This window comes from Burkholderia sp. BE17, assembly GCF_009362305.1.
In the GTDB taxonomy this organism is placed as follows: domain Bacteria; phylum Pseudomonadota; class Gammaproteobacteria; order Burkholderiales; family Burkholderiaceae; genus Burkholderia; species Burkholderia pyrrocinia_C.
In genome coordinates this window covers 1-23024 of the sequence record NZ_WHNU01000073.1, presented here as the reverse complement: position 1 = coordinate 23024, position 23024 = coordinate 1, and the positions used below count along the sequence as shown (strand labels likewise).

The window sequence follows — 23024 nt, the reverse complement described above, 5'->3', positions numbered from 1 at the left end:
TTGCCTGATGACCATAGCGAGTCGGTCCCACCCCTTCCCATCCCGAACAGGACCGTGAAACGACTCTACGCCGATGATAGTGCGGATTCCCGTGTGAAAGTAGGTAATCGTCAGGCTCCCTAAGCCAGAAACCCCCGCCCGACAAGGCGGGGGTTTTTGCATTGGCGCGGCGGAAATGCAGGGCGGTTGGGCAAAAGGGATAGCGTGGTCCATCATCGCATCCCGCCGGCACACGCCAGATCAGCCGTCTTCCTTCCCTCCACCCGTGCCCACCGCGGAATGAAACCGCGGGATTTGATGCGATCGAAATGTCGTCGGCGATTGCGTTCGTCGACGTTCATGTTCAAAACCGGGGCTTGATCGAGAGGGCGGGGAATGAATATCGGCGATGCGTCGCGCGAATCCGGAGTCAGCGCAAAAATGATCCGGTACTACGAGCAGGTCGGCCTTCTTGCGCCGAGCAAGCGTACCGACGCCGGCTACCGGATCTACGGTGCGGACGAAATCCACATCCTGCGCTTCATCCGTCAGGCGCGACGGCTTGGCTTTCTCGTCGAGGATATCCGCAAGCTGCTGATGCTCTGGCAAGACCGCTCCCGCGCCAGCGCCGAGGTGAAGTCGATCGCCCTCGAGCACGTGGCCGAACTTGACAAGCGCATCGCGGAGCTAAGCGACATGCGCGATACGCTGGCCGACCTGGCTGCGCACTGTCATGGTGACGGACGGCCAGATTGCCCGATTTTGGCGCGTCTGGCTGATCCCGTCAGCGAACCAGATTAGTGCATGCACTCAAGGCCAGAAATGGGCGCCCGACTCAACCTCTATAAAAATCAATGAGTTAAGCTGGATGAGTGCGCGTCCATTCCAAATTGGAATGCTTTCCATGCAAGTATTTCACTAGCATCTTGGTGCGGCGTCGCTATAATTCGGGAATACCCTATACGGGAAATCCCTGAATCTCGATTCGCCAGGGGTCCCCCTTCCTTGGAGAACATCATGATCGCCTACATCGTCGAAAAGCTGAGCAACTGGTTCGAATCCGCAGAACGTGAGCGCCGTGAGGCTTACCTCGCCACGTCGTCGGACATCGTCCAGCTCGAGCACCGCATCCGCTCGCTCGAAACCAACGGCTACTCGCTGTAATCGGAGTTACCGTCAGGTGCCGTGTGGCACCGAACGATAAGCAAGCCCCGTGTTGACGGGGCTTTGTTTTTTTGTGCGCCGGATCTGGCGAAATCGACGATGCGGCGCTATGGTATGGACCTGCTTTTCATCGTGAAGGACACGATCATGCGTTTGCGTCTCGATGTGCGTCGCAGCACTCGCGCGCGTCTCGTTCTGGGCGCTGCCGTGCTTGTTCATGGCCTCGCGGCCGGCGCCGCGACTTCGTCCAAACCGCTGATTCTCGATACGCAGCGTGGTATCCAGGACGGCAAGGGCGGGCTGGTGCTGCAGACAGCGCCTTTGTCTTCCGAGCCGATCGTCGAGCCGGCGGGCATGCGGGCTCCGGCCGGGCAAGCGCCGAACACGTCGGTGCCGCTGTTCGTCGCGCCGTATATCAATGTGCCCGGCTGGGGCGTACCGCCGGCCAACCAGCCGAGACTCGCGCCGCGGCCGCAGCCGTAACGGCGGGGCGCCCGGTCAGTTTCCGCGCTGCTCGATCTGACAGCGGGCGCCGCTATCCTGGCCCAGCATCTCGACCAGATAGGGCAGTGCCTCGTTCATGCTCTGCGCGAGCGTATACGGCGGATTCAGGATGAACATCCCGCTGCCGTAGAGGCCCAGTCCGTCAGCAGGCGGATTCGATACCGTCAGCGTCAGGTGCAGCCAATTGTTCGGTTGCAGGCGCTTCAACTGCTCGGGAAAGCGCTGCGATTCCGTCCGCGCGACCTGCGGATACCAGATCGCATAGCAGCCCGTCGCGAAACGCTTCAGACATTCCGTCACGCAGCTTACCGTGCGCGCGTAATCCTTCTTGTCCTCGTAGGACGGGTCGATCAGCACGAGCGCGCGTCGCGGCGGCGGCGGCAGCAGCGCCTTGATGCCTTCGAAGCCGTCGCCGGCGAAGATCATCGCGCGTCGCCCCGCGTCGCGGAAGTTGTGGCGCAGTACGTCGATCTCCGTCGTGTGCATTTCGAACAGGCGCATCCGGTCCTGTTCGCGCATCGATCGCCATGCGATATAAGGGGAGCCGGGGTAGAAGCGCAGTTCACCGTCGTCGTTCAGTGCGCGTACTTCGTCCACGTAATCGCCCAGCGCTTCCGGCAGGTTCTTGTCGTTCCACAGCCGGCCGATGCCGGTGTCGAATTCCGCCGTCTTTGCCGCGTAGCCGTCGCGTAGTGAGTACACGCCGGCCCCGGCATGCGTGTCGATGTACCAGTACGACTTATCTTTCTTGTTCAGGTAGCGCAGCAGTTGGACGACGACGGCGTGCTTGAGCACGTCCGCGTGGTTGCCTGCGTGAAAACCGTGACGATAACTGAGCATGGCGGGCTGCCTGAAACAGAAGGTGAATCGATGAAAGCGGTCGATCGTGCGCGGCCGTCAGGCCGGCGCCGATGCGGTCGCGTATTGTACGCGAGTGGCCGTGAGTCGCCTTACTCGTATGCGTCGCCGACCGCCTCCTCGATGCGCTGCTTCACATCCGGCGTCAGCTTCGCGGCGACGTCGAGCGCGCGCATGTTCTCGCCGATCTGCTCGATTCGCGATGCGCCGGTGATCACCGAACTTACGTGCGGATTCGCGAGCACCCAAGCGATCGCGAGCTGGCCGGTGCTGCAGCCGAGGTCGGCCGCGATCCCGCCGAGCCGTTCGACGATATCGTTGCTGGCCTGATCGGTCAGGCGGTCGCGCATCCAGTCGTAACCCTGTAACTGCGCGCGGCTGCCCGGCGGCACGCCGTTGCGGTACTTGCCGGTGAGCAGGCCCGAGGCCAACGGGCTCCAGGTCGTGAGGCCTAGGCCGTAGTCGTCGTAGAGCCGCGCATATTCCCGTTCGACCCGCGTGCGGTGGAACAGGTTGTACTGGGGTTGCTCGACGACCGGCTTGTGCAGGTGATGCCGTTCGGCGATCTCGCACGCGGCGCGGATCTCGTCGGCGCTCCATTCCGACGTGCCCCAGTACAGCGCCTTGCCGCGCACGATCATGTCGCTCATCGCCCAGACGGTTTCCTCGATCGGTGTGTTCGGGTCGGGGCGATGGCAATAGACGAGGTCGACATAGTCGAGCTGCAGCCGGCGCAGCGAGCCGTCGATTGCGTTCAGCAGGTATTTCCGGTTCAGCGTGTGATACTGGTTCGGCGCTTCCGCGAGCCCCCAGAAGAACTTCGTGGACACGATATAGCTGATGCGCGGCCAGTCGAGCGACTTGAGCGCGTGGCCCATGATTTCCTCGGATTTGCCGCCGGCATACACCTCGGCGTTGTCGAAGAAATTGACACCCGCGTCGCGGGCCGCGGCGAGGCATTCGCGTGCGACCCGCTGGTCGACCTGGTTGCCGTATGTGACCCACGAGCCGAGCGAGAGCTCGCTGATCTGCAGGCCGGAACGGCCTAGCCGTCGATAGTGCATGCGAATCTCCTGCGTGACAGAACCGACCTTAAGCTTAGACGTTTTGCGCGCGAACGGTGGGGCCGATCGTGCACAATGACGGCTGGCCCGCCGGTACGGTCGCGCGATGAAGCGGATGTGGCGGGCGCGTGTTTTATCGATCCGACAACGGGAGGAGACGGACATGGCAGCAGACCTGAATGGCAAGACCGCAGTCGTCACGGGCGCCGCGAGCGGCATCGGCAAGGAAATCGCACTCGAGCTCGCGAAAGCGGGCGCGGCCGTCGCGATCGCCGACCTGAACCAGGACGGCGCGAATGCGGTCGCCGACGAGATCAACAAGGCAGGCGGCAAGGCAATCGGCGTCGCGATGGACGTGACGAACGAGGAAGCCGTGAACAGCGGCATCGACAAGGTCGCCGAAACGTTCGGCTCGGTCGATATCCTCGTGTCGAACGCGGGCATCCAGATCGTCAACCCGATCGAGAACTACTCGTTCTCCGACTGGAAGAAGATGCAGGCGATCCACGTCGACGGCGCGTTCCTGACGACGAAGGCCGCGCTCAAGCACATGTACAAGGACGATCGCGGCGGCGTCGTGATCTACATGGGTTCGGTGCACTCGCACGAAGCGTCGCCGCTGAAATCGGCGTACGTGACGGCCAAGCACGGGCTGCTCGGCCTCGCACGCGTGCTCGCGAAGGAAGGCGCGAAGCACAACGTGCGCTCGCACGTCGTGTGTCCGGGCTTCGTGCGCACGCCGCTGGTCGACAAGCAGATTCCGGAGCAGGCGAAGGAGCTCGGGATCAGCGAAGAGGAAGTGGTGAAGAAGGTGATGCTCGGCAACACGGTCGACGGTGTGTTCACGACGGTGCAGGACGTCGCGCAGACGGTGCTGTTCCTGTCGGCGTTCCCGAGCGCCGCGTTGACGGGCCAGTCGGTCGTCGTCAGCCACGGCTGGTTCATGCAGTAACGCGTGCGCGGGGGGCGTAGCCGCCCGCCGCGTCGACCGCACAAAAAACGCGCTCCGGAGAGCGCGTTTTTCATTTCGGCAGGGCGCGGCGGGGCCGGTGACGGCTGCCGCCGGCCGCGGTGCCGAGTTACTTCAGCACGGCTGCGATTGCATGGGCGACCGTGTCGAGGTTGCGCGTATTCAGCGCTGCGACGCAGATCCGGCCCGTGCCGACCGCATAGATGCCGAACTCGTCGCGCAGGCGATCGACTTGCGCCGAAGTCAGGCCCGAGTAAGAGAACATCCCGCGCTGCGCGTTGATGAAGCTGAAGTCGCGATCGACGCCGCTTGCCTTCAGGCGCTCGACGAGACCGTTGCGCATCGCACGGATGCGATCGCGCATTTCACCGAGTTCCTGCACCCACGAAGCGTGCAGTTCCGGCGATGCGAGCACCGCCGCGACGACCGCGCCGCCATGGGTCGGCGGGTTCGAGTAGTTCGTGCGGATCACGCGCTTCAGTTGCGACAGCACGCGCGTGGCTTCTTCCTTGCTCGACGTGATGATCGACAGCGCGCCGACGCGCTCGCCGTAGAGCGAGAACGACTTCGAGAACGACGACGACACGAACGCGTTCAGGTCGGCCGCGGCAAACAGGCGCACGGCGGCCGCATCGGCCTCGATGTTCTCGCCGAAGCCCTGGTAGGCCATGTCGAGGAATGGCACGAGGTTGCGCGCCTTCACGACGTCGACGACTTGTTGCCATTGCGCTTCGGTCAGGTCCACGCCAGTCGGGTTGTGGCAGCACGCGTGCAGCACGACGACCGTGCCTGCCGCATAGCCGTTCAGTGCCGACAGCATGCCTTCGAAGTTCACGCCGTTGGTGGCGGCGTCGTAATACGGGTACGCGACGACTTCGAAGCCGGCCGCCTCGAACAGCGCACGGTGGTTTTCCCAGCTCGGATCGCTGATCGCGACCTTCACGTTCGGATTCACGGTGCGCAGGAAATCGGCGCCGATCTTCAGCGCACCCGTGCCGCCCAGCGCCTGGGCCGTGACCACGCGGCCTGCCGCGATCAGCGGCGAATCGTTGCCGAGCAGCAGCTTTTGCACGGCCGCATCGTAGGCGGCAATCCCGTCGATCGGCAGGTAGCCGCGCGGCAGGCCAGCTTCGACACGCACCTTCTCTGCTTCGCGAACCGCGCGCAGCAGCGGGATCTTGCCTTCTTCGTTCGTGTACACGCCGACGCCGAGGTTGACCTTGGTCGGACGCGCATCGGCGTTGAAGGCTTCGTTCAGGCCCAGGATCGGGTCGCGGGGAGCAAGCTGGACAGCGGAGAAGAGCGACATGATGATTCGGCAGTAGTGAAAAGAGGGTCAGGCTTTCAGCCGGCGGGGCGGGCGCAGCGAACCGCGCGCCAACGGGCGCGACGCCAGAAAGCGCAGCAGCCTGACATTGTAGCGAATTCGCGCTGGCGGGGGCGCGCGATTCGGCGGCGAATCGCGATTTCGGGCGGCCGTCGCGCGTCAGGAGCCGACAGCAGTTCGCGCGGCCGCGAAGCGCTAGAATGCTTTCTTTGCCCTCGCTCCAGCCGCATTCCATGTCCGAACATCATGCCGAAGCCGGCGACGCGCTCGACGAATCCAAATTCGTCACCTTCGAAGGGTCGCCGTTCCAGCTGTATCAACCGTATCCGCCCGCAGGCGACCAGCCGACCGCGATCGACACGCTCGTCGAAGGCATCGGCGACGGCCTTGCCTTCCAGACGCTGCTCGGCGTGACGGGGTCGGGCAAGACCTTCACGATGGCGAACACGATCGCGCGGCTCGGCCGCCCGGCAATCGTGTTCGCGCCGAACAAGACGCTCGCGGCACAGCTCTATGCCGAGTTCCGCGAGTTCTTCCCGCGCAACGCGGTCGAGTACTTCGTCTCGTACTACGACTACTACCAGCCTGAGGCCTACGTGCCGCAGCGCGACCTGTTCATCGAGAAGGATTCGTCGATCAACGAGCACATCGAGCAGATGCGGCTGTCGGCGACGAAGAGCCTGATGGAGCGCCGCGACGTGGTGATCGTCGCGACGGTGTCGGCGATCTACGGTATCGGCAACCCGTCCGAATACCACCAGATGATCCTGACGCTGCGCACCGGCGACAAGCTCGGCCAGCGCGACGTGATCGCGCGGCTGATCGCGATGCAATACACGCGCAACGAGCAGGATTTCCAGCGCGGCACGTTCCGCGTGCGCGGCGACACGATCGACATCTTCCCGGCCGAACACGCGGAAATGGCCGTGCGCGTCGAACTGTTCGACGACGAAGTCGAGACGCTGCACCTGTTCGACCCGCTGACCGGGCGCGTGCGGCAGAAGATTCCGCGCTTCACCGTGTATCCGTCGTCGCACTACGTGACGCCGCGCGACACCGTGATGCGCGCGGTCGAGACGATCAAGGACGAATTGCGCGAACGCCTCGAGTTCTTCCACAGCGACGGCAAGCTCGTCGAGGCGCAGCGCCTTGAGCAGCGCACGCGCTTCGATCTCGAGATGCTGCAGGAGCTCGGCTTCTGCAAGGGCATCGAGAACTATTCGCGGCATTTCTCGGGCGCGGCGCCCGGCGAGCCGCCGCCGACGCTCGTCGACTACCTGCCGCCCGATGCGCTGATGCTGCTCGATGAGTCGCACGTGCTGATCGGCCAGTTGAACGGCATGTACAACGGCGACCGCGCGCGCAAGGAAAACCTCGTCAACTACGGGTTTCGCCTGCCGTCGGCGCTCGACAACCGGCCGCTCAAGTTCCCCGAGTTCGAACGCAAGATGCGTCAGGTCGTGTTCGTGTCGGCCACGCCGGCCGACTACGAGAAGCGCGTGACGGGGCAGGTCGCCGAGCAGGTCGTGCGGCCGACGGGGCTCGTCGATCCGGAAATCGAAGTGCGGCCGGCGAGCTCGCAGGTCGACGACGTGCTGACCGAGATCAACGCGCGCGTGAAGGCCGGCGAGCGCGTGCTGATCACCGTGCTGACGAAGCGCATGGCCGAACAGCTCACCGAGTTTCTGGCCGACCATGGCGTCAAGGTGCGCTATCTGCACAGCGACATCGATACGGTCGAGCGGGTCGAGATCATCCGCGACCTGCGGCTCGGCACGTTCGACGTGCTGGTCGGGATCAACCTGCTGCGCGAGGGCCTCGACATTCCGGAAGTGTCGCTCGTCGCGATCCTCGATGCGGACAAGGAAGGCTTCCTGCGTGCCGAACGCTCGCTGATCCAGACGATCGGCCGCGCAGCACGGAACGTGAACGGCAAGGCGATTCTCTACGCCGACACGATGACCGAGTCGATGAAGCGAGCGATCGGCGAAACCGAGCGCCGCCGCGCGAAGCAGATCGCGCACAACGAGAAAATGGGCATTACGCCGCGCGGCGTCGTGAAGCGCATCAAGGACATCATCGACGGCGTCTACAACGCGGACGAGGCGCGCGCGGAGCTGAAGGAAGCGCAGCAGCGCGCGAAATTCGAGGACATGTCGGAAAAGCAGCTCGCGAAGGAAATCAAGCGTCTCGAGAAGCAGATGTCCGACTACGCGAAGAACCTCGAATTCGAGAAGGCCGCGGCGACGCGCGACCAGCTTGCGCTGCTGCGCGAGCGTGTGTTCGGTGCGAACGTCGGCGACCACGTCAACGGCGGCCGGTAAGTCTTTCCGAACGTCACCAGAACCTGTCAGTAACCGGTCTGTAAGCCTTGTCGGATCAGGGGTTTACGCGGTATCCGGTTTGTTCCGAAACAGGTTCGGTGCTAAACTCCACAATTATTGAGAATTGTTCGCATTAACGTTCTTCATTGCGTTAGTGTTTTCAGCGAGCCGCCCCGGCGGCGGCCTGCATGTCGTCAAGATAGTCAGACAAATAACAAGGAGTGTCCATGTTGGGTTCTTCGTTCATCCGCACGACGGTTGCGGTAGCAGCGGCGCTTGCCGCGATGTCGGCCTCGGCTGCCGAATATCCGATCGGCAAGCAGCAGATCCAGGGCGGCATGGAAATCGGCGCGGTGTACCTGCAGCCGATCACGATGGATCCGGAAGGGATGATGCGCAAGGCGTCGGATTCCGACATCCACCTCGAGGCCGACATCCATGCGGTCAAGAACAACCCGACGGGTTTCGCCGAAGGCGACTGGATGCCGTACCTGCAGGTCACGTACAAGCTGACGAAGCAGGGCGACACGAAGTGGAAGTCCGAAGGCGACCTGATGGGCATGGTCGCGAGCGACGGTCCGCACTATGGCGACAATGTGAAGCTGAACGGCCCGGGCAAGTACCACCTGACGATGGTCGTCAAGCCGCCGATGCAGTCGGGCCACATGGCGTTCGGCCGTCACGTCGACAAGGAAACGGGCGTGGGCGCATGGTTCAAGCCCGTTACGCTCGAGTACGACTTCCCGTTCGCCGGTATCGGCAAGAAGGGCGGTTACTGATCGGCGGCATCACGAACGGCGCGCATCCGCGCGCCGTCGGCGTAGAGAACCCAGAATGAAAATTCCCCAGAAAATCATCGCCGCAGCCGCTGCGTTGTGGCTTGCCGGCGCGGCGCACGCCGCCGATCTGCCGACGTTCAAGCTCGAGATGGCGGATGGCAAGCTGAATCCCGCCCGCATCGAAGTGCCGGCCGGCCAGCGTTTCAAGATCGAGATCAAGAACACCGGCAAGGGCGCCGCCGAATTCGAGAGCGTGCAACTGCGCAAGGAGAAGGTGCTTGCGCCTGGTGCCGATTCGTTCGTGGTCGTCGCTCCGCTGTCGCCGGGCGAATACAAGTTTTTCGACGATTTCCACCAGCAGGCGCAGGGCGTGATCGTCGCGAAGTAACGCGTTTTATCTGCGTGCGGGCACGCTATATCCGTTGCCCCGCGCGTCAGGAGGTATCGATGGGTCAGATCTTGTTCATCGTCTGGCGAGAGAGCGTCGAAGCGCTGCTCGTTGTCGGCATTCTCTATGCATGGCTGAAAAACGGCGACGACGACGCACGCCGCGGTCTGCCTTTTCTGTGGGCCGGGGTCGGTGTCGGCTTGCTGATGGCGGTCGGCCTTGGCGCCGCGCTGGTCGGTTTCACCGAAGTGCTGTCCGGCGATGCGCAGGACTACTTCCAGACTGCGATGGTGCTGATCGCATGCGTGCTGATCGTGCAGATGGTGCTGTGGATGCGCCGGCACGGGCGCACGCTGATGCGTGACATGGAGCAATCGCTGCAGCAGAGCACGCGCGATTCGAACTGGTGGGGCGTTGCCGTGCTGGTCGCGCTTGCGATCGCGCGCGAAGGCAGCGAAACGGTGATCTTCCTGTACGGTCTCGGGTTCGGCCAGTCGGGCCACGTCGACGGCAACCAGATGCTCGCGGTCGCGATCGGCCTCGGTCTCGCGTTCTTCACGTTCTATCTGTTGCAGCTCGGCGGCAAGTACTTCTCGTGGCGGCATTTCTTCCGCGTCACCGAAGTGATGCTGCTGTTCCTCGGCGCGGGCCTGTTCCAGACCGGCGTCGACAAGCTGATCGACAAGGAAATCCTGCCGCTCGGCATTTCGCAGGTGTGGGACACGTCCGCGATCCTCGATGATTCGGGCACGTTCGGTTCGCTGGTCGCGACGCTGACCGGCTATCGCGCGCACCCGGCACTTACCAACCTGGTCGCCTATGCGGTGTATTGGGCGGTTGTCTGGCTGCTGATGAAGCGCGCGGGCCGTCGTCCGGCCGTTGCAGCAGGCCGCGCGGCATGAGCGTTGTCGCCGCAGCCAAGCCCGGCTGGCTCGCGCAGGCCGGCCAGTGGATGCAGCGCCACGGTGCGCTGATCCGCGGCATCCAGTGGGTCGTCGTCGCCGTCTACGCGTTCCTGATCATCGTGCCGGCGGTGTTGCCGCTGCCGGACGATTCCGCGCATCTGTGGAACAACCTCACGCTGATCGCGCAATTCGCGTTCTGGGGCATCTGGTGGCCGTTCGTGCTGCTGTCGATGGTGATGCTCGGCCGCGTCTGGTGCGGCGTGCTGTGCCCGGAAGGTGCACTCACCGAATACGCGAGCAAGTTCGGCCGCGGCGGCCCGATTCCGCGCTGGATCCGGTGGGGCGGCTGGCCGTTCGTTGCGTTCGGGATCACGACGATCTACGGGCAGATGGTGAGCGTGTACCAGTACCCGCTCGCGGTGCTGTTCGTGCTCGGCGGCTCGACCGTCGGCGCGATCGTGATCGGCGTGCTGTACGGCCGCGAGAAGCGCGTGTGGTGCAAGTACCTGTGTCCGGTCAACGGCGTGTTCGGGCTGCTCGCGCGGCTTGCGCCAATGCGCTACAAGGTCGACGAGGACGCGTGGCGCCGTTCGTACAAGAATGGCGAGCACGGTCATCGCGTGATTCCGATCAACTGCGCGCCGCTCGTGCCGTTGCGCAACATGAAGGGCGCCGCGGCGTGCCATATGTGCGGCCGCTGCAGCGGGCATCGCGATGCGATCTCGCTGTCGCTGCGCTCGCCGTCCGACGAGGTCGTGAACCTCGGCGCGCAGCAGGCGAGCGCGTGGGACACCGCACTGATCCTGTACGGCCTGCTCGGTGTCGCGATCGGCGCGTTCCACTGGACCGTCAGCCCGTGGTTCGTGCAGATCAAGCAATGGCTCGCGGGCTGGCTGATCGACCGTGACATCACGTGGCCGCTCGAAACCAATGCGCCGTGGTTCCTGCTCACGCATTATCCGGATCGCAACGACGTGTTCTCCTGGCTCGACGGCGGCCTGATCGTCAGCTACATCGTCGGCACGGGGCTCGTGTACGGTACGGCGCTGCTGGTGCTGCTGGCAGGCGCCACGCTGATGCTCGGCCGCTTCGATCGCGTGCGGCTGCATCACCTCGCGCAGGCGCTGATTCCGATCGCGGGCGCGGGTGTGTTCCTCGGGCTGTCGGCAACGACGTTGTCGTTGCTGCGCGCCGAGCATGTGCCGCTCGGCTGGGCGACCGATGTGCGCATCGCGATCCTGGTCGGCGCCAACGCGTGGAGTGCGTGGCTCGCGTGGAAGGTGACGGGGCGCTATGCGGCCTGGCCGCGCCGGCTTGCGGCATTCGCGTGGTTCGCCGTCGGGCTTGCCGTCGTCGACAGCGCATGGTGGTTGATGTTCTGGGGTTTCTGAAGCGGCTCGTGTGCCGCTTCGGATGCGGTGCGAAGCCGCGAGGAAACAAGCGCGGTTCAGCTTCCGGTGGGCATTGAGCGGCAACGAATGCGGGCGACCTGCTTTACGCATTGGCCGCTCAAACAAAAAAGCGACACGTCGAAGGACGTGTCGCTTTTTTCTTCCTTGTGCGAGAACCAAAAAAAGTGGCTTGGCTTGCTGCAACGGCTGCTTGAGTGTGTTTGCACGAAGGGGTCTAGATCTCGCGTGCAAGCCGTTACGCTGGCTAATGCCCAACACCTCTCAGGGAGGTGGTCCCCACAATACTCGGTCGTTACTTCGTCAGGATCAGTTTGCCGAGCCGTGTGGCACGCAACTGATAGGTCTCTCCGTTATGCGCGATGCTGATGTGGCTGTGGCCTTGCAGCAGCGCATCGCTGCTGACGACCCGCGTGCCTGCATCGCGGTTGCCGGCGGGCTTCGCCGGCGTCGTGACCGCTGCCGTCTTCTGACGGCTGCTGCCTGTGGTGCCGGTCGGGCGGCGCAAGGTCAGCGTGGTCGGGCGCATGGTGTCGGTCATTCGGTTGATCGGTGACTGTCGATACGATGGAATGAATTCTAAATGATAACTATTCCCATTTACAAAAACTCTTTATCGATCGAGACGGCGGGCTTGATAGCTTGAATCAAAGGGCGGCCCGCAGGCCGCCACCGTGCTCAGTGCAGCGGATCGGGGTCCTTGCGGCCCTGCGCGTATTCGCGGATCAGGCGGACCGTGTCGATATCCGACGTGCGATACGCTTCCTTGACGATCCCGTGCGTCTGCCGGGCATCTTCGCTGTCGTCGGTGACGGTCAGCGTCGTGCGGTATTCGAAACGCAGGAACAACTGGTGGTCGTCGTCGCGTTCCTCGATCGTCATCGTCAGCGACCCGCCGATCTCGCCATCGGCCGCACGGATGTCGTAGCGGACCTGCTGGTTCGGCGTGAACGTGACGTGGTCGCGTACGGTCGCGTGGCCGTAGTGCAGTTCACGTTCGAGCGTCGTTTCCGTGCGTTCGTGGACGACACAGCTATCGAGGCCGAGCACGAACAGTTGCGGCTGCTCGGCACGCAGCACGAGGCCTTCCCAGAGCTGGTCGCGGGTGAGGGCAGGCACGGCCGGATCGTCGGAGTTGATCTGGATCAGGTGTTCGAAGTTCAAGGGGACAGATTCCTTCTGGTGGTGGGCGGCCACATGGTTCAAGAAGTTATTGTGACGCAAAACCATCCGTTTCGCGGCACCTGCCGCCCCGGATCAGGCGTCAGGCCTCGATGCGGCCCATGCGGCCGGTCTGGTAGTCGACAACGGCCTGCCGGATCTCTTCCTCGGTATTCATCACGAACGGGCCGTAGCGGACGATCGGCTCGTTGAGCGGCACGCCGCCGATCAGCAGCAGGTCGAGCGGCGTGTCGCCGGCGGCGAACGTGACCGTGTCGCCGTCGTCGCCGTACACGATCATGTGCCGTGCGTCGACAGCCTGCCTGTCAGGCCCGTAGAGGCCCGTGCCGTCGATCGGATAGGCAAACACGCGATAGCCGGCCGGCACGGGTTGCGTGACCGTTGCACCGGGTTCCAGCGTGAAATGCTGGTAGAGGATCGGCGTGCGTGTCTCGATCGCGGCCCGGACGCCGAACGCTTCACCGGCGATGACGCGCACGCGTGCGCGGCCGTCCGGCGACGTCGCGCTCGGAATGCGGTCGGCCGGGATCTCCTGGTAGCGCGGCGCGATCAGCTTGTCGCGGCGCGGCAGGTTGACCCATAGCTGGAAGCCGTGGGAGCGGCCGCCCGCCTGCGCGAACGCCGGATCCGGCATCTCGCTGTGCACGACGCCGGCGCCGGCTGTCATCCATTGCACGTCGCCGGGGCCGAGCGTGCCATCATGGCCGGACGAGTCGCGATGGCAGAAGCGTCCGTCGAGTGCGTAGGTCACGGTCTCGAAGCCGCGATGCGGATGGTCGGGAGCACCCACGGCTTCGCCGGGGGCATAGTCGACGGGGCCCATTTCGTCGAGCAGCAGGAACGGATCGAAGTCCATCAGCAGTCGGGTCGGGAACGGGCGGTGAACCACGAAGCCGCCGCCTTCGGTGGTGCGAAGCGCGGGGTACGTGCGGTCAAGCGAGCGAGCGGTCGTCATGCGGAAGCCCTCGAAATCGTCGGAATAGCGTTATTTTTGAAACACAGCGCTATTATATTGAGCGTTTTACCGTTCGATTTGCGACGGTTCGCAATGGATTGTTCTGAAATTGGAACGATGACATGAATCTCGATGCACATAACCTGAACGACCTGATGTACTTTTCGCAGGTCGTCGAACATGGCGGTTTCTCGGCTGCGGAGCGCGTGCTGGGCATCTCGAAATCGCGCCTGTCGCGGCGCCTGACCGAGCTCGAGGCGGCGCTCGGCGTGCGCCTGCTGCAGCGCTCGACGCGCAAGCTCGCGCTGACCGAGGCAGGGGAACTGTTCTACCAGCATTGCCAGGCGATGCTCGCCGAAGCGCAGGCTGCGATGAACGCGGTGCAGCAGTTGCGCGCGTCGCCGCGCGGCTCGGTGCGTGTCAGCGTGCCTGTCACGCTGTCGCAGACGATGCTGTCTCGCATCCTGCCCGAATTCCTGCGCCGTTATCCCGAGGTGAAGGTGCACGTCCGCGTGACGAACCGTGTGATCGACCTGTTCGAGGATTCGATCGACGTCGCGCTGCGCGTGCGCTCGGAGCCGCCGCAGAACGCCAACATCGTCGTGCGGCCGCTGTGGCGCACCGAACAGATGCTGGTCGGCGCGCCGAGCCTGCTGAGCCAGAATGCGCCGCCGCTGGTGCCGGACGACCTGACTTATTTCGAGACGCTCGATACGCCGAGCGTCGACGGGCGGCATGTGTTCAACCTGATCGCGCCGGACGGTACGCGTCATGTGCACGAGCACGACCCGCGGCTCGTGACGGCCGACCTGATGACGATCCGCGAGGCCGTGCTCGATGGCCTCGGCATCGCGGCGCTGCCGGAGATGATGTACGGCAACGCGCTGCGCGCGGGCCAACTGTCGCCCGTGATGCCGGGCTGGACGCTGCCGGTGCCGCAACTGTATGCGGTATTCGTGTCGCGGCAGGGGATGCCGCCCGCGGTGCGTGCGTTCGTCGACTACCTGGTCGAGAAGCTCGATCACGGCGCCTACAAGGAGCCGGGTTGCCCCGAGCGCGCGAAGAAGGAAGCGGCGGCCGATGCTTCGGCGACCTGAACACGACGCGCACGACGAGGCAAATTTGTTTTGTCATTGAAGCGTCGCCGGCAATCGCAAGTTTCAATCGCCGGAACCTTGAATGCGCGGGCGGGCGGGCCTATATTGGAATCCCATTTCGTGAAGGAAGTTTCTGAGCGAAATCAGGTGGCCGCATATATTGCGAGCCAGATAGGGCAGAACGCGCAGTCCGTGCAGACCACGGTAGCCGCATTTGCGTTGCTCGAGGCGCAACCGATACCGCCGAAGAGCCCGCAGCCCGAAGGCGCCCGCGTGCGCATGAAAAAAGGCCTTCATCTGGCGATGAAGGCCTTTTACTTTGGGGACGCCCGGTTGGGGACGCCCGGTTAGGGGCGGCCGGCGATGTGCACCCCCCCGCGAGGTGCGAAACGCGCCTGCGTTACTTCGCTTTCGCGCGCGGCTCCGTCACGAAACCGAGCTTCGTCAGGCCGCCGGCCTGCGCATCCGACATCACTTCGGCCACATGTTCGTATGCAACCTTGCGGTCCGCACGCAGGTGCAACTCCGGTTGCGGCGTGCGTTTCGCGGCTTCCGCAATACGCGCCTGCAACTGTTCGCGCGTGACCGTGTGGTCGTCCCACAGGATCGTTCCGTCGCCCTGGATCGCGACGTCGACCGTCTGCGGTTTTTCGTCGACGGGCTGGCTGCTGGCGTGCGGCAGGTCGATCTTCACCGCATGCTGCATCGCCGGGATCGTCACGAGGAAAATGATCAGGAGTACGAGCATGACGTCGACGAGCGGCGTCATGTTGATCTCGCTCATCACGGCATCGTCGTCATCGTCGCTGAAACCGGTGTTCATTGCCATGGTTCACTCCTTCTCAGCTGGCGCGTGTCGCGAGACGCAGGCCGTCGCGCGTCGACGACGATGCGAGGCTCGCGCCCGTCACGAAGTACGCGTGCAGGCCGTGCGCGAAGCGGCGCAGCTTGCTGACGACACCCTTGTTCGCACGGGTCAGTGCGTTGTAGCCGAGCACGGCCGGGATCGCGACGAACAGGCCGAAGGCCGTCATGATCAGCGATTCGCCGACCGGGCCCGCGACCTGGTCGATCGACGTCTGGCCGGTCGCGCCGATCACGAGCAGCGCGTGGTAGATCCCCCAGACCGTGCCGAACAGGCCGACGAACGGCGCCGTGCTGCCGATCGACGCGAGGATCGCGAGACCGCTCTGCATGCGCGAGATGCCTTCGTCCATCGTGTCCTTCAGGCAGCGCGTGACCCAGTCGGACACGTCCATGCGGTCGTGCAGGTGCGGTTGCGTCTGGTGGTGGTGATCGGCGGCTTCCTTGCCCGACAGCGCGAGCGCGAGGAACGGGTTGTCGTTCGGCGTCGATGCGGCGAGGCCGAGCTTCTTGACGCCGTCGTCGAAATCGTCCGAATGCCAGAACGCTTGTTCGGCGTTCTTCGTGAGACGGTTCAGGCGAATCACGTTCCAGCCCTTGACGACGATCACGATCCACGACAGGACCGACATCACGAGCAGCGTGATTGCAATGGCGCGCGTGACGAAATCACCTTGCGCCCAGACGTGCGCGATACCGTAGCTTTGCATTTTTTGTTTCCTTTGAATCTACCGAATGAGACGGATTAATCGTCGAGCGTGAAGTTGAAGGGCAGCGTATGGGCGGCACGGATCGCCTGGCCGTTCTCGATATACGGCGGACAGGTGCTGGCGCGCGTCGCATCGAGTGCGGCTTCGTCGAGACGCGGGTAGCCGCTGCTCTTCTGCAACTGGACGCTCTCGATCTTGCCCGTCACGCCGATGATGAAGTGAACATAGGCCGTGCCCGTTTCGCCGCGGCGACGCGACATCGACGGATAGGTGGGCTTCACGAAATTACAGGTGAGTGCAGAAACGTTCTTCGGCGCGCTGACCTGCATCGTTTCGCGAGCCGGGCCGGGCGTGGCGACCGGCGCAGCAGGAGCAGGCGCGGCGGGCGCAGGTGTCGGATCGGCGGCTGCCGGCACGGGTGTCGGCGACGGCGATTGCGCGACCGGCTGTGGCGTCGGCTTGACCGCTTTCTGCACCGGCTTCGGCTCGACCTTCGGCTTCACGCGCGGCGTGGGCTTCGGCGGTGCGGGCTGCGCGGCCGATTGGACCGCGACCGGCTGCGCAGCAGGCGCAGGCGGGATGAGCTGCGCGGTGATCGACTGGACCTCGATCTCCTTCGGAGGCGGCGCGTTGCGATGGAGCCAGGCGGCCGTCAGCATGACCGCGTGTGCGGCAAGCACACCGACCGCGACGACGATCACTCGGGGATTCATACGTGGTGCAGCCGGCAAGACGCCGGCAGGAGCGGAATGCGAAGCCTGCATGTTAGCTTGAAAGAACGATGTCGCACCCGGGGCGCGGCGGGTGAATCGGCATCACTTGCGGAAGATCAGCAGCGAGATGCAAACGGTGGTCACGAATCCGATCAGCAATTCCATCACAGGCTCCTTGGCAGGTAAGCCGCTGGCTCGCGCAGACGGTGGCTTGCTGACGGTCAAAACAAAAAATGCGGCCGGGGCCGCATGTGCACACTCGGCGCCGGTCAGGCGGCCTTGCGTTCGTAGAACGTGACCGGGATCGGGTGAGCGTGATGCTCGACACCGCACCGGCTCGCGCAGACGCCTTGCTCGGCCATGAGGTCGCGTACGGACTCCTCGCACTTGCCGCAGCACGTGGCCACGCCGAGCTCGAACTGGAGTTCATCGAAAGAGTTCATGCCTTCAGCGAGGGACGCGCGAATCTTGCGATCGGAAACAGACTTGCACACGCAGACGATCATGATGAGTTGCGATAGCTAACGGTAATGCGAATTATTATCATTAATTTTGCGAACGTTGACAAGCCTGGGTCGGGCTTTTTTTAAGGTCATCGGACCCTTGAAACGATGCGGGCGGCGGAGCCGCGTCGGGGGAGGGCGTGCCGGCCTGCGTCAGGCAGTCGCGCAGGCGCGTGCGTTCGGCGAGGAAATGGTGACGGATTCGACTGGCGCATCGAGGCCGAGCAGCGTCGATGCGAGCGCCTGCAATTGCCGGCCGTCGCCGGTCGAGCAGAAGCGGGGCGACGCGACGGGCGTGCCGTCGGGCGCACGCAGGCCGTGCTGGTCGAGCACGCGCGCGAGCTGGAGCGCAATCGCGTCGCTCGTGTCGATGATCGCCATGCGTTCGCCGACAATGTCACGAATCGTTGCGGTGAGAAACGGGTAGTGCGTGCAGCCAAGGACGACCGTATCGGCACCGTCGTCCAGCATCGGTTGCAGATAGCTGTCGAGCAGCGCGCGCAGTGCGGGCGAGCCCGTGTCGCCGCTCTCGATTGCCTGCACGAGCCCGTGGCCCGGCTGGCAGATGAAGCGGCAACCGGCGCCATGACGTTCGAGCAGCGCCTGGAATCGGGCGCTGCGCAGCGTCGCCTGGGTGGCGAGCACGCCGGCGACGCCGCTCGTGGACTGCTGGACGGCCGGTTTGATGCCCGGCTCGACGCCGACGAGCGGGATCGCGAGATGCTCGCGTACCGCCGCGATCGATTGGGCGGTTGCCGTATTGCAGGCGACGACGAGTGCTTTCGCGCCCTGCCGGACAAACCATTCGCCGATCGCGAGCGTGCGCTCGGTGATGAATGCGTCGTCGCGTTCGCCGTACGGGATGTAGCGCGTATCGGCCGTATAGATGAACGACTCGCCGGGCAGGCGCGCGCGCACGGCGCGCAGCACCGACAGGCCGCCGAGCCCCGAATCGAAGATTCCGACAGGGGCGGCGGCGCGCATCGCGGTAGCGGCTGGCTGGTTCGTCATCGTCATGCGGACGGTGCGGCGGGCGGGGCGATTACTCGGCCGAACCCATCATCGTTTGCTGGTAGTTCTGCAGGCCGACCTTGCCGATCAGGTCGATCTGCGTTTCCAGCCAGTCGATGTGCTCTTCGGTGTCGTCGAGGATCTTTTCGAAGATCTCGCGCGACACATAGTCGCGAACCGATTCGCAGTAGGCGATCGCTTCCTTGCACGTGGCCTGCGAGACCTGCTCGAGCTTCAGGTCGCACTTCAGGATTTCTTCGGTTTCCTCGCCGATGAGCAGCTTGTGCAGGTCCTGCAGGTTCGGCAGGCCGTCGAGCATGAACACGCGTTCGATCAGCCAGTCGGCGTGCTTCATTTCGCCGATCGACTCGTCGTACTCGTGCTTGCCGAGCTTGTCGAGGCCCCAGTGCTTGTACATGCGCGCATGCAGGAAGTACTGGTTGATCGCCGTGAGTTCATTCTTCAGTTGGGCGTTCAGGTATTCGATGACTTTCTTGTCGCCTTGCATGGCTGTTCCTTGTTCAGTGGGGCTTCAGAAACCGAACGATAATCGCTCGAACGAGAAAAGCCAAGCCTCGAAGCCTTGTCGGGCCTGCCTTTTGCGTGTAATGAGAATCAGCCTAGAAGAACCGGCTGCACACAATAATGAGAACGGGAAGCAAAAAGGCCGGACTCCCGTCCGGCCTTTCGTGCGATCGCGTTTAAGCGGCTGCGACCGGGATCTTGCCGATCTTCGCCTGCCACTCCTTCGGACCGGTCTGGTGCACCGACGTGCCCGACGAATCGACGGCGACCGTCACCGGCATGTCCTGCACGTCGAACTCGTAGATTGCTTCCATGCCGAGGTCTTCGAACGCGAGCACCTTCGCGCCGCGGATCGCCTTCGACACGAGGTAGGCCGCGCCGCCGACCGCCATCAGGTAGGCCGCCTTGTGCTTCTTGATCGCGTCGATCGCGACCGGGCCGCGCTCGGCCTTGCCGACCATCGAGATCAGGCCCGTCTGCGCGAGCATCGTCTCGGTGAACTTGTCCATGCGCGTGGCCGTCGTCGGGCCGGCCGGGCCGACCACTTCGTCGCGAACCGGATCGACCGGACCGACGTAGTAGATCACGCGGTTCGTGAAGTCGACCGGCAGCTTCTCGCCCTTCGCGAGCATGTCGGCGATGCGCTTGTGCGCGGCGTCGCGGCCGGTGAGCATCTTGCCCGACAGCAGCAGCGTCTGGCCCGGCGTCCAGCTCGCGACTTCTTCCGGCGTCAGCGTGTTCAGGTCGACGCGCTTGCTGGTCTCCGTGTTCGGTTCCCACTGGACCTTCGGCCAGGCGTCGAGCGACGGCGCTTCAAGTTTGGCCGGGCCCGAGCCGTCGAGCACGAAGTGCGCGTGGCGCGTGGCCGCGCAGTTCGGGATCAGCGCGACCGGCTTCGACGCGGCGTGCGTCGGTGCGGCCATGATCTTCACGTCGAGCACGGTCGCCAGGCCGCCGAGGCCCTGTGCGCCGATGCCGAGCGCGTTGACCTTCTCGTGCAGCTCGACGCGCAGTTCCTCGACCCAGTCCTTCGGGCCGCGCGCGATGATTTCCTGGATGTCGATCGGCTCCATCAGCGATTCCTTCGCCATCAGCATCGCCTTCTCGGCGGTGCCGCCGATGCCGATCCCGAGCATGCCGGGCGGGCACCAGCCCGCGCCCATCGTCGGGACGGTCTTCAGCACCCAGTCGACGATCGAGTCGGACGGGTTCAGCATCACGAACTTCGACTTGTTCTCCGAGCCGCCGCCCTTCGCCGCGACCTGCACGTCGACCTTGTCGCCCGGCACGATCTCGTAGTGGATCACGGCCGGCGTGTTGTCCTTCGTGTTCTTGCGGGCACCTTCCGGCGGGTTGACGATCGACGCGCGCAGCACGTTGTCCGGGTGCGTGTAACCGCGGCGCACGCCTTCGTTGATCATGTCGGTGAGGCCCATCGTCGCGCCGTCCCAGCGCACGTCCATGCCGACCTTCACGAAGATCGTGACGATGCCGGTGTCCTGGCAGATCGGGCGCTTGCCTTCCGCGCACATGCGGCTGTTCGTGAGGATCTGCGCGATCGCGTCCTTCGCGGCCGGGCTCTCTTCCAGCTCGTATGCGCGGCCGAGTGCCTGGATGTAGTCGAGCGGATGGTAGTAGCTGATGTACTGCAGCGAATCCGCGATGCTCTGGATCAGGTCTTCCTGTTTGATGACGGTCATGGCTGAGACTCTGTGAGGACAGTGGGGAATGCGTTTATGCGTTGACGGCTGCTTCGGCCGGCCTGCGGGACGCGGCCGCGGCGGGCGCATGCGTCTCGTGGAAATGGGCCGGGTGCGTGTGGGTCGTCAGGCGGTCGACCCATGCCATCACGAGCGCCGACACGAGGAACGACACGTGGATGATCACCTGCCACATGATCGCGTGCGTGGTGTGCTGGTCGGGGTTGATGAACGTCTTCAGCAGGTGGATCGACGAAATGCTGATCAGCGCCATCGACAGCTTGACCTTCAGCACGCCCGCGTTCACGTGGTCGAGCCATTCGGGCTCGTCGGGGTGGCCCTCGATGCCGAGGCGCGACACGAACGTTTCGTAACCGCCGACGATCACCATGATCAGCAGGTTCGAGATCATCACCACGTCGATCAGGCCGAGCACCGCGAGCATCACGCTGACTTCGTCGAGGCCGGCCGCATGCGACAGCAGGTGCCAGACTTCCTTCAGGAACAGGAACACGTAGACGGCCTGCGCGACGATCAGGCCCAGGTAAAGCGGAACCTGGAGCCAGCGGCTCATGAAAATCAGCGCGGGAAGCGGGCGAAGCGGGCGACGGGCAGGGTGGCCGGGCGAATGCGGGGCGGACATGATGGCGGTGCGGGCGCGGTGCGCAGGTATCGGGGGTAATCTTGAAAAGGCGCGCTATTGTAACGCGTCGGCCGGCGCGACTGCAGCGACGCGCCGGTACTGCCGGGGAGCGATCAGGATGCGGCCGCCGGCACGCGTTTCACGCGCAGGCTCGCAAGCACGATGCCGGTGACGACGCATGCGAGCGCGATGCCGTGCGCGAGCGTCGGGCGCTCGCCGAGGAACGCAATGCCGTACGCGGCCGCGGCGATCGGCAGCACCGCGCTGAACACGCCGGCGAGGCTGCCGGGCACGTGCCGGATGCCCTTCATCCACAGCCAGAACGAGAAGATGCTGGCCGACAGCCCGTACCAGACGACGAGTGCCCACGTGCCGGTGGGCACGCTCGCGTAACCGAAGTGCCACAGCGCCGTCGCACCGAGCGGCAGCATCAGGAACAGGCCGAACAGGTGCGTGTACGCGCAGATGTCGATCGGCGCGAGCGTCTGCGTGAGCCGGCGCGACAGGATCACGTAGATCGATTCGCAGCACACCGCGCCGAGGATCAGCAGGTTGCCGGCCAGCGAGCCGGACGCGTCGCCGTGCTCGGCCGCGCCGCCGTTGGCGAGGTTGATCGTCACGACGCCGGCGATCGCGAGCACGATCGACACGAGCGCACGGCCGTTCGGTTTTTCGCGCAGGATCAGCCACGCGAACAGCGCGACGATCGCCGGGATCGTGCTCGTGATGACGCCGGCCGCCACCGCGCTCGTGCGCTGCACGCCGTTGAGCATCAGCAGCGTGAACATGAAGGTGCCGAAGAACGCTTGCAGGAACAGGTTCAGCCACTCGCCGCGCTTGACCTTGCGCATCTTCACCGGGCTGAACAGCGGCCACAGCACGGCGATCGCGATCACGAAGCGCAGCGTGGCAAGGATGGCGACGGGGACGAATGCAACGATGGATTTACCGATACCGACGTTGCTGCCGACGAACAGCATCGACAGGATGAGGAAGAGGGCATAGCGATTCAAGCTGGAATCCGGGGGGCGAGTTCAGTTAGGATTGTAGGGTCGCGGTCGTTACAGCGTAAAGCGCCGCCCGGCGTGCGAAACGGCCATGCCGCGTAAGTGACGGGTAAGTTGGAGCGCTTATCGTGGAAACTGCCGCGCCGCACGGTCATCGTCGCGCGACGTGGTGCGGTGCAACATCGCGCGCAGCCTTCGCGGCTGCGTGCGGGTGGGTGGGAGACAGCGGCGCACATGCGCCGGCCAAGACGCGCGGCGCGCACGATCGCGCCGCCATGCAGAGGATTCATGTTCACCAAGGGGTAGTCGATGTCTGCGATTGAATCGGTTCTTCACGAAACCCGCCAGTTTGCGCCGCCCGCGGCGCTCGAGCAGGCGGCGACCATTTCCGGCATGCCGGCCTATCGCGCGCTCGTCGCCGAGGCCGAGCGCGACTACGAAGG

Annotated in this window: 26 protein-coding genes, 1 rRNA gene and 1 pseudogene; 13 read left to right on the top strand and 15 right to left on the bottom strand. The window is 64.3% G+C overall.

What is annotated here, in order from left to right; all coding sequences use genetic code 11:
• Positions 1-3: 3 nt before the first annotated feature.
• The 4 genes from rrf (at position 4) to GD429_RS38690 (ending at position 1626) form a co-directional block, all read left to right on the top strand.
• Positions 4-116: ribosomal RNA gene (gene rrf / locus GD429_RS38705) — 5S ribosomal RNA — on the top strand.
• 259 nt (positions 117-375) lie between these two features.
• The gene (cueR, locus tag GD429_RS38700; RefSeq protein WP_152865296.1) at positions 376-780 is read left to right on the top strand and encodes a Cu(I)-responsive transcriptional regulator; all 405 of its coding nucleotides are present in this window, start codon (positions 376-378) and stop codon (positions 778-780) included.
• A 216-nt stretch (positions 781-996) separates the two neighbouring features.
• Positions 997-1143, top strand: a complete 147-nt coding sequence (locus GD429_RS38695; RefSeq protein WP_072445473.1) for a DUF3563 family protein — start codon at positions 997-999, stop codon at positions 1141-1143.
• A gap of 114 nt (positions 1144-1257) precedes the next feature.
• Positions 1258-1626: a hypothetical protein gene (locus GD429_RS38690; RefSeq protein WP_152865294.1), complete on the top strand. Its 369-nt coding sequence runs from the start codon at positions 1258-1260 to the stop codon at positions 1624-1626.
• Between the two features lie 15 nt (positions 1627-1641).
• Here GD429_RS38690 and GD429_RS38685 read toward each other — a convergent pair whose 3' ends face one another.
• Both GD429_RS38685 and GD429_RS38680 read right to left on the bottom strand, forming a co-directional pair.
• Positions 1642-2487 (bottom strand): 23S rRNA (adenine(2030)-N(6))-methyltransferase RlmJ, encoded by an 846-nt coding sequence (locus tag GD429_RS38685; RefSeq protein ID WP_152865292.1) that lies wholly within the window; start codon positions 2485-2487, stop codon positions 1642-1644.
• A 110-nt stretch (positions 2488-2597) separates the two neighbouring features.
• Positions 2598-3569: a potassium channel beta subunit family protein gene (locus tag GD429_RS38680; protein ID WP_152865290.1), complete on the bottom strand. Its 972-nt coding sequence runs from the start codon at positions 3567-3569 to the stop codon at positions 2598-2600.
• Between the two features lie 163 nt (positions 3570-3732).
• Here GD429_RS38680 and GD429_RS38675 point away from each other — a divergent pair, with 163 nt between their 5' ends.
• Positions 3733-4521, top strand: a complete 789-nt coding sequence (locus tag GD429_RS38675; protein ID WP_152865288.1) for a 3-hydroxybutyrate dehydrogenase — start codon at positions 3733-3735, stop codon at positions 4519-4521.
• 127 nt (positions 4522-4648) lie between these two features.
• Here the strand turns inward: GD429_RS38675 and GD429_RS38670 are convergent, their stop codons facing one another.
• On the bottom strand, positions 4649-5848 hold the full coding sequence (locus tag GD429_RS38670; protein WP_152865286.1) for an amino acid aminotransferase: 1200 nt from the start codon (positions 5846-5848) through the stop codon (positions 4649-4651).
• A 251-nt stretch (positions 5849-6099) separates the two neighbouring features.
• Here GD429_RS38670 and uvrB point away from each other — a divergent pair, with 251 nt between their 5' ends.
• From uvrB to GD429_RS38640, 5 genes are all read left to right on the top strand, one after another.
• Complete coding sequence (gene uvrB, locus GD429_RS38660; protein WP_152865284.1) at positions 6100-8190, top strand: excinuclease ABC subunit UvrB; 2091 nt, start codon at positions 6100-6102, stop codon at positions 8188-8190.
• A gap of 227 nt (positions 8191-8417) precedes the next feature.
• On the top strand, positions 8418-8969 hold the full coding sequence (locus GD429_RS38655; RefSeq protein WP_072445376.1) for an iron transporter: 552 nt from the start codon (positions 8418-8420) through the stop codon (positions 8967-8969).
• A gap of 55 nt (positions 8970-9024) precedes the next feature.
• On the top strand, positions 9025-9357 hold the full coding sequence (locus tag GD429_RS38650) for a cupredoxin domain-containing protein (RefSeq protein ID WP_072445375.1): 333 nt from the start codon (positions 9025-9027) through the stop codon (positions 9355-9357).
• A 59-nt stretch (positions 9358-9416) separates the two neighbouring features.
• The gene (locus GD429_RS38645; RefSeq protein ID WP_152865282.1) at positions 9417-10259 is read left to right on the top strand and encodes an FTR1 family iron permease; all 843 of its coding nucleotides are present in this window, start codon (positions 9417-9419) and stop codon (positions 10257-10259) included.
• On the top strand, positions 10256-11653 hold the full coding sequence (locus tag GD429_RS38640) for a 4Fe-4S binding protein (protein WP_152865280.1): 1398 nt from the start codon (positions 10256-10258) through the stop codon (positions 11651-11653). Before GD429_RS38645 ends, GD429_RS38640 begins: the two co-directional genes overlap by 4 nt.
• Positions 11654-11966: 313 nt before the next feature.
• On the opposite strand, the gene hemP is transcribed toward GD429_RS38640, so the two are convergent.
• The 3 genes from hemP to GD429_RS38620 all read right to left on the bottom strand — a co-directional run bounded on the left by hemP (position 11967) and on the right by GD429_RS38620 (position 13808).
• A complete protein-coding gene (hemP, locus tag GD429_RS38630; protein ID WP_152865276.1) occupies positions 11967-12212 on the bottom strand; it encodes a hemin uptake protein HemP in 246 nt (81 codons plus the stop codon).
• A gap of 137 nt (positions 12213-12349) precedes the next feature.
• Positions 12350-12835, bottom strand: coding sequence for an SRPBCC family protein (locus GD429_RS38625; RefSeq protein WP_152865274.1), 486 nt, complete (start codon positions 12833-12835; stop codon positions 12350-12352).
• Between the two features lie 100 nt (positions 12836-12935).
• A complete protein-coding gene (locus GD429_RS38620) occupies positions 12936-13808 on the bottom strand; it encodes a pirin family protein (protein ID WP_152865272.1) in 873 nt (290 codons plus the stop codon).
• A gap of 122 nt (positions 13809-13930) precedes the next feature.
• Here GD429_RS38620 and GD429_RS38615 point away from each other — a divergent pair, with 122 nt between their 5' ends.
• Together GD429_RS38615 and GD429_RS40845 are read left to right on the top strand one after the other, a co-directional pair.
• Positions 13931-14905, top strand: a complete 975-nt coding sequence (locus GD429_RS38615; protein ID WP_152865264.1) for a LysR family transcriptional regulator — start codon at positions 13931-13933, stop codon at positions 14903-14905.
• A 120-nt stretch (positions 14906-15025) separates the two neighbouring features.
• Positions 15026-15256: a hypothetical protein gene (locus tag GD429_RS40845; RefSeq protein WP_193727328.1), complete on the top strand. Its 231-nt coding sequence runs from the start codon at positions 15026-15028 to the stop codon at positions 15254-15256.
• A 49-nt stretch (positions 15257-15305) separates the two neighbouring features.
• Here the strand turns inward: GD429_RS40845 and GD429_RS38605 are convergent, their stop codons facing one another.
• The 9 genes from GD429_RS38605 to GD429_RS38565 form a co-directional block, all read right to left on the bottom strand.
• Positions 15306-15734: an ExbD/TolR family protein gene (locus tag GD429_RS38605; protein WP_152865262.1), complete on the bottom strand. Its 429-nt coding sequence runs from the start codon at positions 15732-15734 to the stop codon at positions 15306-15308.
• Positions 15735-15747: 13 nt separating this feature from the next.
• Positions 15748-16479: a MotA/TolQ/ExbB proton channel family protein gene (locus GD429_RS38600; protein ID WP_152865260.1), complete on the bottom strand. Its 732-nt coding sequence runs from the start codon at positions 16477-16479 to the stop codon at positions 15748-15750.
• A 35-nt stretch (positions 16480-16514) separates the two neighbouring features.
• A complete protein-coding gene (locus GD429_RS38595; protein WP_152865258.1) occupies positions 16515-17243 on the bottom strand; it encodes an energy transducer TonB in 729 nt (242 codons plus the stop codon).
• Positions 17244-17461: 218 nt separating this feature from the next.
• A complete protein-coding gene (locus GD429_RS38590; protein ID WP_152865256.1) occupies positions 17462-17698 on the bottom strand; it encodes a bacterioferritin-associated ferredoxin in 237 nt (78 codons plus the stop codon).
• A 150-nt stretch (positions 17699-17848) separates the two neighbouring features.
• A complete protein-coding gene (gene murI / locus GD429_RS38585; protein ID WP_152865254.1) occupies positions 17849-18712 on the bottom strand; it encodes a glutamate racemase in 864 nt (287 codons plus the stop codon).
• A 25-nt stretch (positions 18713-18737) separates the two neighbouring features.
• On the bottom strand, positions 18738-19214 hold the full coding sequence (bfr, locus tag GD429_RS38580) for a bacterioferritin (protein WP_152865252.1): 477 nt from the start codon (positions 19212-19214) through the stop codon (positions 18738-18740).
• Between the two features lie 193 nt (positions 19215-19407).
• Complete coding sequence (locus GD429_RS38575; protein WP_034183495.1) at positions 19408-20931, bottom strand: fumarate hydratase; 1524 nt, start codon at positions 20929-20931, stop codon at positions 19408-19410.
• A 34-nt stretch (positions 20932-20965) separates the two neighbouring features.
• Complete coding sequence (locus tag GD429_RS38570; RefSeq protein WP_152865250.1) at positions 20966-21574, bottom strand: TIGR00645 family protein; 609 nt, start codon at positions 21572-21574, stop codon at positions 20966-20968.
• Positions 21575-21687: 113 nt separating this feature from the next.
• Entirely contained in the window at positions 21688-22587 is a 900-nt protein-coding gene (locus GD429_RS38565; RefSeq protein WP_152865248.1) for a DMT family transporter, read from the bottom strand.
• Positions 22588-22890: 303 nt separating this feature from the next.
• Here GD429_RS38565 and GD429_RS38555 point away from each other — a divergent pair.
• Positions 22891-23024: pseudogene (locus tag GD429_RS38555) on the top strand (AMP-dependent synthetase); the annotation flags it as partial.